The following is a 12,583-nucleotide window of genomic DNA, read 5'->3' as shown; positions in this document are numbered from 1 at the left end:
GCGCGGCGATAAGCGATCGGGCTGGCAGGAAATGCAGCGGGCAGAGTATAGAGCAGATGGTAACAAAAGAAGGATGCGAAGCGTGGGATTGTCTTAAAAAAACACCATCCTGTTTAGCGGATGGTGTTTTTATCATCACTCAGCTGAAAAATTAACCACCGCGGCGTTTGCGGCCTGTAGCATGGATATGGTTAACGGTAGTTTCTTCGTCGCCTTCCAGCACCACTTTTTTCTGGCGGGAAAGCTTGTAGTTCAGACCGAGAAGATGACGTGCCTGATGGTTCGATTTCATTCTTACTCCTTAATCCTGTTCTGGTTTCAAGGACAAGCCCGACGCAAGCCGGACGAAACGTAACCCTAAGTACGCCGCGCTTTTTAACGCGACGGGATTATCGTGGTCCATTTTTTTGCGAATAGCAACCTTGCGTCGGCAGATTAAGAGCGTTCTCGATTCAGGCGCGGGCGATTACCACTTCATTTCGCCGGTGTTCACTTTCGCGCTCAGCTCCAGCGAACTTTCTTCAGCGAGACCCGGATACTGCGCCTGCATGGCTTTAATGACGCTGGCGGAATCTTTATGCGCTTTCAGCGCCTGCTCGAATTTCTCCAGGTAGTCGCGGGTGAAGACGATAGCCTTATCGCCCGCCGGCGGCGTGCCGAGGTAGTGGCCCGGGATCACCTGTTGCGGATGCAGCGCAGCCATATCGTTAAGGGTCTGGCGCCACTGCTGACGGCTCGCCGCGCTTTGGGTATCGGCGGTCCAGACGTGCATGCCCCAGGCGATGCCGGTGCCGCCAAGAATCGCTTTATTCGCCGGGATCCAGACGAATGCGCCGTAGTTCTGCGGCTGACGAATTTCCACTTTCTCGCCGTCGATGGTGAAGCTATCTGCGGCTAATACCTGCGGAACATAGACCTGCTTCGGCGCGCCGTCTTTCATCTGCGGGCCCCAGTATGCCAGCTTCGCCGCTTTGGTCTCTTCAATATGCTTAACCACTTGAGGGGTCGCTACCACTTTGGCCTGCGGGAAGGCTTTCACCAGCGGCTCAAGGCCAAAATAGAAATCCGGATCGCCAGAGGTGATCACAATGTGCGTGAGCTTCTTACCGCTTTTGTTGATCATCTCAACCAGCTTTTCGCCATCTTTAACGCTGAACTGGGCGTCAAACAATACCGCCTCGTGCGGGCCGGAGGCCAGCGTGGAGTTCACCGCGAAAATCGCGTTCTCCTGCGGGTTGTAGGTTTGCAGGGTCAACGGCGCGGCAAAAGCGGTGGTGCTGAACAGGGCGGTGGCGATGGCCAGGGCAGATACTTTCATGTTGGTTTTCTCTCTTTCAGGTGAATAGGTTTATTTTACGTCATTCTCGATTTGCGAAAATTCCTGAAAAAAGAGATGCTGAGTTTCATAAAACGTGCAGATGGATACGGATATGGATCGAGTTATCGCCGCCCAGGTATACATGCGGATATGCGAGCTGGGCAGTTTGAGCGCGGCGGCCAGGGCGCTTGGAATGTCGCGGCCGATGGTGAGTCGCTATCTGGAGCAGATGGAACATTGGGCCGGTACCCGGCTCATTCATCGTTCGACGCGCAAACTGACCTTAACCAGCGCTGGTGAAAAGGTATTGCAGAAAACGCGTAGCCTCACGCAATTGGCGGATGAGATAGCGGGGCAGACGGAACGCGCGGTGCCGAGCGGCACGTTGCGGGTCGCCTGCGCGCACTTTACCGCCATGCAGTTGCTCTCACCGCTGCTACCGGAATTTTTGGCCCGTTACCCCCAACTGCGTCTCGAACTGGATATCAACAACCATCCGGTGAGCCTGATTGGCGAGCGTATCGATGTCGCCATCCGGATCACCGATAATCCGGAGCCGGGGGCAATAGCCCGGCGGCTCGGCATTTGCCGATCGGTACTCTGCGCATCGCCGCGATGGCTACAGCAGCATGGCCAGATAAATTCGCCGGAGGAGCTCAGTCAACATAACTGTTTGCACTATAGCCATTTCGCCACCCCAACATGGCAGTTTACCGATCCGCAGGGCGAACCCGTGTCGGTGGCCGTCTCCGGCAACCTGAGCGCCGGGATCTCCTCTCTGCTGATGGAAGCGGCGGTGGCGGGGTGCGGCATCGCCATGCTGCCGGAACTGGAAGCCCGGCGCGCGCTTAACAGCGGCGCGCTAAAACAGGTGCTGCCTGGCTATACGCCAAAATCCCTGGCCGTCTATGGTATCTATCTGTCACGAGATTATCAGCCCAGCGCGCTGCCGCTGTTTCTGGAGGCCATTCAGCAACAGTTGTCCCAGGTCAGCTAGAGCTGTCTATACTTACTCCTTTAACGTCAAAAAGGAGTGAAACGATGGCAATTCATAAGAAAGGTCAGGCGCATTGGGAAGGGGATTTGAAAAGCGGTAAAGGCACCGTCTCGACGGAAAGCGGTGCGCTGAACCAACAACCTTATGGTTTTAATACCCGCTTTGAAGGCGTTAAAGGGACTAACCCGGAAGAGCTTATCGGCGCGGCCCATGCTGCCTGCTTCTCAATGGCGCTGTCATTAATGCTCAGCGAAGAGGGCTATACGGCGACCTCTATCGATACCGTTGCGGTGGTCACGCTGGATAAGAGCGGCGGTGGCTTCGCCATCACGAAGATCGCGCTGCAGAGCAATATTGTCCTGCCGGGTATCGATAAAGCGGCCTTTGATCCGATTATCCAAAAAGCCAAAGCTGGCTGCCCGGTTTCGCAGGTGCTGAAAGCCGACATCTCCCTCGATTATCAGCTCAACGCTTAATCCGTGGCGCGCCCGCGGTAGCGCGGGCGCGTTGGCGTTTAAAGTCACCGTCGGCAAATGCCTGCCGCCGCGAATGGTGATATGTTGGTGGCGTTACGGATAGCGACGGATAACGCAATGAACAGCATACGCGGCATGATTGAATCGCAGGTCCTGGGTTTAACCGGGATGGCGCTAAAAGAGATTGATTTTGAAAACCCCAAGGGCGAGCCGGGTTTATTTGGCCCGCAGTCGGCTATCTGGCAGGTGCACGGCGACTTTACCTCAATGCTCTGCGGCGGCATTAGCGCGCTACTGTTACAGATGCTGCATCCGCTGGCGCTGGCCGGTGTGTGGGATCATTCGCGTTTTCGTGAAGATATCTTTGGCCGCCTGCGCCGAACCAGTCAATTTATCTCAGCCACCACGTTTGGCACTACCGACGATGCCGAAAGATTAATCGCTAAAGTACAGGGGATCCATCAGCGTATCAGCGGCGTTGCGCCGGACGGTACGCCTTATCGCGCCAGCGATCCGGCGCTCTTAACCTGGGTTCACGTGGCCGAATGCAGCAGCTTTATGGCCTCTCATCTGCGTTATAAGCGCACCATCGTCACTGCCGCGCGGCAGGAGCAATACTATCGCGAAGCGGCGGAAGTCGCCCGGCGACTTGGCGCCGAAGACATCCCCGAAACGCCACGTCAGGTGGCGGAGTATTTGCAGGATATGCGCCCTCAGTTACGTTGTGATGAACGAACGCGGGAGGTGGCGCAGGTGCTGCTCACCACCCGTCTGCCGGGCCGGCTAAGCCAGCCGGTAGGACGCTGGATGATGGTCGCCGGAATCGATCTGCTCCCCGATTGGGCGCAGCAGATGCTGGCGATCCCTATCAATCCGTTGCAGCGGCGAACCGCCAGAGTGGCGGTCAATGGCGTGGCGCGGGTGCTCCGCGCTTCGGTGCGCAATGGGGCTTATCACTGCGCTATGCGTCGAATGGCAACGTCATAAAAATAAAAAATAGCCGCTCAATGTCGGCTATTTTTAAAGCGCAATCATTCGCATTTATATATTATAACTCAGGCTATTTATTTTAAATTTATTATCAACAAGCTATTAATATTGAATATCGCTGATTCATATCAGGCTATCATCCACACTTTATTCGGGAGGGATGATGGAAAATAAAAAACAGCAGAGTGAAAATAAATATCATCAGCGTTCACAGGCTGCGCGAAAAAGCACCCTGGTCAGCGTAGTCGTTAATCTGTTTTTATCGACCGGGCAAATTATCGCCGGCCTGTTTTCAGGGTCGCAAGGACTTATTGCCGATGGCATCCACTCTCTTTCCGATTTAATTGCTGATTTTGTAGTTCTGATTGCCAATAAGAAAAGCCGTAAACCTTCCGACAGCGATCATCATTATGGCCACTGGCGCTACGAAAATGGCGCGTCGCTGATATTGGGCGCGATTTTAATGGTTGTCGGCGTGGGCATGTTGTGGTCGGCGGTGGATAAACTACTCCATCCGGAAACCATTCAATCCGTGCATGTAACGGCATTATGGGTAGCCCTTGCAGCGCTGATCGCAAAAGAGACGCTGTTCCGTTATATGCTGGCGGTAGCAAAGCGCATTCAATCGTCATTATTAATTGCGAACGCCTGGCATGCGCGCTCGGATGCAGCATCGTCGGTAGTGGTGGCGGTGGGGATCGTTGGCAATCTCGCGGGGATGGTCTGGTTGGATCCTGTAGCGGCATTGTTAGTAGGGGTATTGATTTCCCGAATGGGTTACACTTTTGCCGGCGATGCTTTACATGATTTAATGGATCGATCGGTCGACGCGCAAACCCAGAATGCGATACGCGACACCATCGCCGCAACCGGCGGCGTAGTGGGTCTGCATGATCTAAAAACTCGTAAGGCGGGCGACCTGATCCTCGTCGATGTCCATATAGAAGTTCCGGGCGAGCTGTCGGTTCGCGCAGGCCATGCTATCGCGCTGGCGGTGCGGGAAAATGTGCTCGCGCGCCATGCGGTGCTACAGGTGATGATTCACATTGATCCATACGAAGCGCCCGGCGGCGAACCGGCTCACGCGTAAACAACATTTCGACTCCTGCCTGCAGGAGCCAACGCTACCTTGCCGTTAATTGGCAATAACAGAGGATGATATGAAAATTAACGAACCTCAGGCGATTACTTTACCCCTGCCGCGAACGGCGATATTTATCGTCGCGACCGTAGCGCGCAGCGCAGAGAGCCTGAGCCGCGTGCGCGACTGGTGCGATGATTTCGCCGCGGTGGTGCGTTCCGTTGGTACCCGCATGCCGGAGGCGGGGATTTCCTGCATCTGCGGATTTGGCGCTGAAATCTGGCCGCAGTTGTTTGGCCAGCCCACCCCGCAGCAGCTGCATCCTTTTCGCCGCGTGGGCAGCGGAGAGCGCGTGGCGGTCTCTACGCCGGGCGATCTGCTGCTGCATATCCGTTCCGATGATATGGGGCTTAGCTTCGAACTGGCGACGCAGTTGATGGATAAACTGGGTGACGCGGTGACGGTTGTCGATGAAGTGCACGGCTTCCGCTATTTCGACCGTCGGGCGATGATCGGTTTTGTGGACGGCAGTGAAAATCCGCAGGGGCGCGCGGCGGCGGATTTCACCATTATCGGCGATGAAGACCCGGATTTCGCCGGTGGTAGCTACGTGATTGTGCAGAAATATCTGCACGATATGGCGGGCTGGAATGCGTTAACCGTCGAGCAGCAGGAGCGTATTATCGGGCGTAAAAAAATGACCAACATCGAACTGGATGCCGACGTCAAACCAAGTTGTTCGCACAGTTCGCTGACCACCCTTGAAGAGAACGGCGAGGAGATTAAAATCCTGCGCGACAACATGCCGTTCGGCAAACCCGGCATGGGCGAGTTTGGTACCTATTTTATCGGTTATGCGCGCAGCCCGGCGCCCATCGAACAGATGCTGGAAAACATGTTTGTCGGTCGCCCAGCCGGTAATTACGATCGACTGCTCGATTATAGCCGCCCGGTTACCGGCAGTCTGTTCTTTGTACCTTCTGCGACGCTACTTGAAGAATTATCCAGTCGTCAGGCTGAATAACCCTGCATAATATCCGCCATTACGCAGCCGCTGATGGTTTATTTCTCCGGCCTGCTTTGCAGGCCGAATATTGCGTGAAAAATAAAAACAGCCCATAATTAAACCACCATTAATTCATCGCTAATTAATGGCGGTTATCAACGCGATGTCGTGTTTGTGTACAATAAAATTAACCAATGGCTTAATAGATAATATCTATACCCTAAATAATTCGAGTTGCAGGAAGGCGGCGACGCAGGGAATCCCCAGGAGCTTACTCCAGTAAGTGACTGGGGTGAGCGAGGAAAGCCAACGCACATGCAACTTGAAGTATGACGGGTATATACCCATCATTTTTCATTAGGGTATGTACTGAGCATCATTGGGTCTTCAGGAAGTAATACAATGATCATCCGGCCAGAACAACACTGGTTTTTTCGTCTGTTTGACTGGCACGGTTCCGTGCTGTCAAAAATTGTTTTCCGCCTGCTATTGAACGTCCTGATGTCGGTCATCGCCATCATCAGCTATCAATGGTATGAACAACTTGGCATTCACTTAACCGTTGCGCCATTTAGCCTGTTGGGGATCGCGATTGCGATTTTTCTCGGCTTTCGTAATAGCGCGAGCTACAGCCGCTTCGTTGAGGCGCGTAATTTATGGGGAACCGTGCTGATTGCCGAACGAACGCTGGTGCGGCAGCTGAAAAATATCCTTCCAGCCGAGGCGGAAACGCATAAAACGTTAGTCAGTTACCTGGTGGCGTTCAGCTGGAGCCTTAAGCATCAGTTGCGTAAAACCGACCCGGCGGTCGACCTGTATCGCCTGTTGCCGAAAGAGAAAGTGGCGGAAATTCTCGCCAGCTCAATGCCGACTAACCGAATTTTATTATTGATTGGTAATGAGTTAGGGAAGCTGCGCGAGCAGGGTATGCTCAGCGATATTACCTACGGCTTGATGGATAATAAACTCGACGAGCTAGCCCATGTCCTGGGCGGCTGCGAGCGTCTGGCGAGTACGCCGGTGCCGTTTGCTTACACCTTGATTTTACAGCGCACGGTGTATCTTTTTTGTACGTTGCTGCCGTTCGCGCTGGTGGGCGATTTGCATTATATGACGCCGTTTGTTTCGGTATTTATTTCCTACACCTTCCTGTCATGGGATTCCCTGGCGGAAGAGCTGGAGGATCCGTTTGGCACTTCGGCCAACGATCTACCGCTCAATGCAATGTGCAATACCATTGAACGTAATTTGATGGATATGACCGGGCAACATCCGTTGCCGGAAAAAATGCAGCCTGACCGTTATTACAACCTTACATAAAAAAACGCCGGGCGGGTCAGCCCGTCCGGCGTTTAGTATTAGTGAGTGCGCATTCCTGCCGCCGTCATCAATAACTTAAAGAAGGTGGCGACCACGCCGAGCGCCAGCACGCTGGCCCCCCAGATAATCACCAGCCACATCAATTTGTGCCAGAACGGACGAGGATGCGTCGTTAACGTTTTATCAGATTGAGTCGCCATCAATGATACCCCTCATCGGGTTTGATTTTGCCGCGGAACACGTAGTAGCTCCAGCAGGTGTACATCAAAATAACCGGAATGATCAGCAGCCCGCCGACCAGCATAAAGCCCTGGCTCTGCGGCGGCGAAGCGGCCTGCCAGATAGAGATTGCCGGTGGAATAATATTCGGCCAGATGCTGATCCCAAGGCCGCTGAACCCGAGGAACACCAGCGCCAGGGTGAGTAAAAACGGCCCATAACTGGCCTGACGATTGTAGGCGCTACGGACAATCCCCCAGCAGCAAACCAGCACCAACAACGGCACCGGCATAAACCAGATGATATTGGGGAACGTAAACCAGCGGTGAGCGATTTCCGGGTGAGTCAGCGGCGTCCAGATGCTGATAATGGCGACCACTGCCAGTAACGCCAGCGTCAGCGGGATCGCCAGCTCGGACATTTTGCGATGCAGAGCGCCTTCGGTTTTCATTATCAGCCAGGTACAGCCCAACAGCGCGTAGGCAATCACCAGCCCGACGCCGCAAAACAGCGGGAAGGGCGCCAGCCAGTCGAGGGTTGAGCCGCTAAATTCACGACCCGTGACGCTGAGGCCGTTGAGCAGGGTGCCAACGGCGATCCCCTGACTAAACGTCGCCAATAGCGAACCGCCGATAAACGCTTTATCCCACAACGGACGATGTTCCGGCGTCGCCTTAAAGCGAAACTCAAACGCCACGCCGCGGAAAATCAGCCCCAGTAACATAGCGGTTAACGGGATGCTGAGCGCATCGATGATCACCGCGTAGGCCAGCGGAAACGCGCCATACAGCGCCGCGCCGCCCAGCACCATCCAGGTTTCGTTGCCGTCCCACACCGGCGCGACGCTATTCATCATCATGTCGCGGTCGGTTTCATTTTTATTAAACGGGAACAGAATGCCGATCCCGAGATCGAAACCGTCCATCACGATATACATCAAGGTGGCAAAAACGATGATCGTGAACCAGATAATTGACAGGTCGATACCCATATTATTTTCTCCCTGAGGTATTCATAGGTTCGCGCACTGCGGACAGCGGGCGGGCAGGGGTTTGGTTCTGAGTCGGGTCTTCCGGCGTGTGCGCACTTTCCGGCCCTTTCTTTATCAGGCGAATCAGATACACGTAGCCGACGCCAAACACCGAGGCGTAGACCACGATAAAGGCCAGCAGGCTGAGGGACATATGCAGATCGCCATGGGCGGAGACCGCATCCCGGGTGCGCTGAACGCCATAGACTACCCACGGCTGACGGCCAATCTCAGTAGTAAACCAGCCTGCCAGTAGCGCGACCAGCCCGGAAGGGCCCATCAACAGGGCAAAACGCAGGAACGGTTTTGACGTGTAAAGCCGGCCACGCCAGCGCAGCCAGGCGCTGACCACGCCGAGCAGTACCATTAACATACCGAGCCCGGCCATCACCCTGAACGACCAGAAGATAATGGTGGAATTTGGTCGGTCTTCTTTCGGGAAACTTTTTAAGGCTGGAACCTGTTTATCGAGGCTATGGGTCAGGATGATGCTGCCAAGATAGGGAACCTCAATTTTATATTTGGTGCGCTCCTCATCCATATCCGGCAGACCAAACAGCACTAATGGCGTGGCCTCACCCGGTTTATTCTCCCAGTGTCCTTCAATCGCGGCGATTTTTGCCGGTTGATGTTCGAGCGTATTCAGACCGTGCGCATCACCAATCATCGCCTGAATGGGGGCGACGATCAGCGCCATCCACAGCGCCATCGAGAACATCTTGCGGATTGCCGGCGTGTCATTGCCCTTCAGCAGATGCCAGGCCGCCGAAGCGCCGACGAAAAAGGCGCTGGCAAGGAAGGCGGCGGTGGACATGTGCAGCAGGCGATACGGGAATGAAGGGTTAAAAACGACCTTCAGCCAGTCTACCGGCACCACGATGCCATTCTCGATAATGTAGCCCTGCGGCGTATGCATCCAGCTATTGGACGCGAGGATCCAGAAGGTGGAAAACAGCGTGCCCAGCGCCACCATACAGGTCGCGAAGAAGTGCAGGCCGCGGCCGACGCGATGCCAGCCGAACAGCATGACGCCAAGAAAGCCGGCTTCGAGGAAGAAGGCGGTCAGGACTTCATAGGTCAATAGCGGTCCGGTAATACTACCGGCGAACTGCGAGAACCCGCTCCAGTTGGTGCCGAACTGATAGGCCATCACCAGGCCGGAAACGACGCCCATGCCAAAATTAACGGCAAATATTTTTGACCAGAAATGATAGAGCTGGCGGTAGGTATCCTCTTTTGTTTTTAACCACAGGCCTTCCAGTACCGCAAGGTAGCTGGCGAGACCAATGGTAATAGCGGGGAAAATGATGTGGAAAGATACAGTAAATGCAAACTGTATCCGGGCTAAATAAAAGGCATCTAATCCGAACATGGCTCACCCCTGTACGACATTACTTCATTGTATTTATGGAATATTTTCTGCATAGCGGATACGGCTTTACCTGCGCAAAGCCTCCTGTTAATGACAATTAAATTACGGCGTTGCCGGGCATTGAAATATGTTAATGCCCTTGATAATAAAGTTTAAAATTAATTCTTTAATTATCAAATAGGTTAAATTTAACACCCGATAGATAACATCTATTATACAACACGAAATGGCATGTTATTATTTAGTTAACGAACAAAATTGCTCATTTCATTTTAACCAGACATTTAGTTAAAGATTAAAAACAACGAGTTAACCCTGTCATTTGCTATTCATTGCAAAATGAAATGTGGTATTTCCCGCTTAATTACTGTGGTTATTTAACATCGCCGCAAAAAACCGTGACCAATGTTGTTAATAACATCCGTTAGCTGAAGAGAGTATTCAGGAGTTCATATGAATAAGAAAAAACGCGCTGTCCCCGGTGTTCATCCCTATGATGGCCCAGCGGGTGGATGGGGGGCGTTAAAAGCGACTGCCATCGCCGTGCGTACGCAAATGGACGCGCTTGACGCCCCGGTCACGCTGCTGCGTACCAACCAGCCTGACGGTTTTGACTGCCCCGGCTGCGCCTGGCCGGATAAAGAACATAAATCAACCTTCCAGTTTTGTGAGAACGGCGCGAAGGCGGTTACCTGGGAAGCCACCAGCAAACGCGTGACACCAGAGTTCCTCGCCGCCAATACCGTGACCTCGCTGCTGGCGAAAAGCGACTTTGAACTGGAAGGTTACGGACGTATTACCCATCCCTTGTCTTACGATCGCGAAAGCGACACGCTGCGCCCGGTCTCCTGGGAAAGCGCGTTTGCCCGCATTGGCGAAGTATTACAGGGCATGCAGCCCGATGAAGTTGAGTTCTATACCTCCGGGCGCGCCTCTAACGAAGCGGCATATCTGTTCCAGCTTTACGCCCGCGAGTTCGGCACCAATAACTTCCCGGACTGCTCCAATATGTGCCACGAGGCGACCAGCGTCGGTCTACCACAATCGATCGGTATCGGTAAAGGCACGGTGTCTTTGGACGACTTTGACAAAACGGAACTGGTTATTTCCATCGGTCACAACCCCGGAACCAACCATCCGCGCATGATGGGCACGTTGCATGAACTGTCTCGCCGCGGTGTGCCGATTATCGTCTTTAACCCGCTGCGTGAAAGGGCACTGGAACGTTTTGCCGACCCACAGAACGTTATTGAAATGGCGACCTACAGCTCGACGAATATCGCCTCAACCTATTTCCAGGTGAGAGCGGGCGGCGATGCCGCGGCGCTGAAAGGGATCGCTAAGGCGTTACTGGAGATTGAAGCGGACCAGGGCCAGGTGCTGGACCAGACGTTTATTAACGAGCACACCCTCGGCTTCGACGCTTTTGCCGAAGATTTACGTCAGACTAGTTGGCCGGAAATTGAGCGTGAGTCCGGATTAACTCGTGACGATCTGCAGCGCGTTGCCGTTGCCTACGCCAAATCCAACGCCACTATCGTGACCTATGGCATGGGGATCACCCAGCATAACAAAGGCACCTCTAACGTCCGATTGATCGCCGACCTTCTGCTGATGCGCGGCAATATCGGCAAACCGGGGGCCGGCATCTGCCCGCTGCGCGGTCACTCTAACGTTCAGGGCAACCGTACCGTTGGTATTACCGAAAAACCGAGTGCCGATTTTCTGAATAATCTTGAAAGCGTGTTCGGCTTTGTCGCACCGCGCGGACATGGCCATGATGCGGTAAAAGCCCTGCAGGCGATGGTTGCCGGTGAAGCGAAAGCGCTGATCTGCCTTGGCGGTAATTTTGCGGTGGCGATGCCGGATCATGAGCGGGCGTTCCCGGCGATGCGTGGGCTGGATCTTAGCGTGCACATCGGCACCAAACTGAACCGTTCGCATCTGCTGGTAGCCAAAGAGACCTTTATTTTGCCTTGTCTGGGCCGCACCGAACTCGATATGCAGGAGAGCGGACGCCAGTCAATCACCGTAGAAGACTCGATGTCGATGGTCCACGCCTCATCAGGTAAACTGAAACCGGCCTCTGACCGACTGCGCTCGGAACCGGCTATTGTCGCCGGGATGGCGTCGGCGACGCTGCCGAACAGCAAGATCGACTGGTTATCGCTGGTGGCGGATTATGACCGCATTCGCGATCTCATCGAGCAGACTATCCCCGGGTTCGAGGATTATAACGAACGTATTCGTCATCCGGGCGGTTTCCGTATGCCGCTGCCGCCAACCGAGCGGATCTGGCCGACGCCGACCGGCAAAGCGATGTTCTCGGTGTTCAAAGGCGTCCATGAGAACAGCCGGGTTGACGGCGACGACGTGATGCGCCTGGTTACGCTGCGCAGTCACGATCAGTACAACACCACGATTTACGCGATGGACGATCGCTATCGCGGGGTGTTTGGCCGCCGCGATGTGCTGTTTATGAATGAGCAGGATATGGCCGAGCAGGGGCTGGAGCATGGCGATCGTGTCGACATTTTCACCGCGCTCCCGAATAGCGACCTGCGCCTTGAGGATATCACCGTGGTTGCTTATAGCATCGCGCCGGGCACCGTGGGCGCTTATTATCCGGAAGCCAACGTGTTGGTGCCGCTGGATTACATCGATGAAGAGAGCGGAACGCCGTCGTACAAGTCAGTTCCTATCCGCCTGACGCTGCGTTCTAAAGAGGTGCGCGCCGTCCCCGGTCTGCGTTAATTTGCTGAATGTTGCCAGTG

At 54.2% G+C, this 12,583-nt stretch carries 12 protein-coding genes; 7 read left to right on the top strand and 5 right to left on the bottom strand.

Annotated features, from left to right (window positions below; genetic code table 11):
* Positions 1-151: 151 nt before the first annotated feature.
* On the bottom strand, positions 152-292 hold the full coding sequence (gene sra / locus ABLV17_RS23235) for a stationary-phase-induced ribosome-associated protein (RefSeq protein ID WP_015366494.1): 141 nt from the start codon (positions 290-292) through the stop codon (positions 152-154).
* A gap of 174 nt (positions 293-466) precedes the next feature.
* Positions 467-1,318, bottom strand: a complete 852-nt coding sequence (locus tag ABLV17_RS23230) for a Vmh family MBL fold metallo-hydrolase (protein ID WP_087859600.1) — start codon at positions 1,316-1,318, stop codon at positions 467-469.
* Positions 1,319-1,430: 112 nt separating this feature from the next.
* Between ABLV17_RS23230 and ABLV17_RS23225 the strand changes: the two genes are divergently transcribed.
* From ABLV17_RS23225 to ABLV17_RS23200, 6 genes are all read left to right on the top strand, one after another.
* Complete coding sequence (locus ABLV17_RS23225) at positions 1,431-2,315, top strand: LysR family transcriptional regulator (protein ID WP_015366496.1); 885 nt, start codon at positions 1,431-1,433, stop codon at positions 2,313-2,315.
* Positions 2,316-2,359: 44 nt separating this feature from the next.
* Complete coding sequence (locus tag ABLV17_RS23220) at positions 2,360-2,791, top strand: OsmC family protein (RefSeq protein ID WP_015366497.1); 432 nt, start codon at positions 2,360-2,362, stop codon at positions 2,789-2,791.
* 117 nt (positions 2,792-2,908) lie between these two features.
* Positions 2,909-3,778, top strand: coding sequence for an oxygenase MpaB family protein (locus ABLV17_RS23215; protein ID WP_308959093.1), 870 nt, complete (start codon positions 2,909-2,911; stop codon positions 3,776-3,778).
* Between the two features lie 166 nt (positions 3,779-3,944).
* Positions 3,945-4,871, top strand: coding sequence for a cation diffusion facilitator family transporter (locus tag ABLV17_RS23210; protein ID WP_348854695.1), 927 nt, complete (start codon positions 3,945-3,947; stop codon positions 4,869-4,871).
* 70 nt (positions 4,872-4,941) lie between these two features.
* Positions 4,942-5,886 carry a Dyp-type peroxidase gene (locus ABLV17_RS23205; protein ID WP_015366501.1) on the top strand — a complete coding sequence of 315 codons (945 nt, stop codon included), beginning with the start codon at positions 4,942-4,944 and terminating at the stop codon, positions 5,884-5,886.
* Between the two features lie 384 nt (positions 5,887-6,270).
* A complete protein-coding gene (locus ABLV17_RS23200) occupies positions 6,271-7,188 on the top strand; it encodes a bestrophin family ion channel (RefSeq protein WP_113373325.1) in 918 nt (305 codons plus the stop codon).
* Between the two features lie 38 nt (positions 7,189-7,226).
* Here the strand turns inward: ABLV17_RS23200 and ABLV17_RS23195 are convergent, their stop codons facing one another.
* The 3 genes from ABLV17_RS23195 to ABLV17_RS23185 are packed head-to-tail and all read right to left on the bottom strand — an operon-like array spanning position 7,227 to position 9,809.
* On the bottom strand, positions 7,227-7,388 hold the full coding sequence (locus ABLV17_RS23195) for a DUF2474 domain-containing protein (protein WP_308959179.1): 162 nt from the start codon (positions 7,386-7,388) through the stop codon (positions 7,227-7,229).
* A complete protein-coding gene (cydB, locus tag ABLV17_RS23190) occupies positions 7,388-8,398 on the bottom strand; it encodes a cytochrome d ubiquinol oxidase subunit II (protein ID WP_015705494.1) in 1,011 nt (336 codons plus the stop codon). Before cydB ends, ABLV17_RS23195 begins: the two co-directional genes overlap by 1 nt.
* A gap of 1 nt (position 8,399) precedes the next feature.
* On the bottom strand, positions 8,400-9,809 hold the full coding sequence (locus ABLV17_RS23185; protein ID WP_015366505.1) for a cytochrome ubiquinol oxidase subunit I: 1,410 nt from the start codon (positions 9,807-9,809) through the stop codon (positions 8,400-8,402).
* A gap of 453 nt (positions 9,810-10,262) precedes the next feature.
* Between ABLV17_RS23185 and ABLV17_RS23180 the strand changes: the two genes are divergently transcribed.
* Positions 10,263-12,563, top strand: a complete 2,301-nt coding sequence (locus tag ABLV17_RS23180) for an FdhF/YdeP family oxidoreductase (protein WP_308958717.1) — start codon at positions 10,263-10,265, stop codon at positions 12,561-12,563.
* Positions 12,564-12,583 lie beyond the last annotated feature (20 nt).

It is taken from the genome of Klebsiella sp. CN_Kp091 (assembly GCF_040065095.1).
Lineage (GTDB): Bacteria > Pseudomonadota > Gammaproteobacteria > Enterobacterales > Enterobacteriaceae > Klebsiella > Klebsiella aerogenes.
This window is presented reverse-complemented; position numbering and strand designations above follow the sequence as displayed.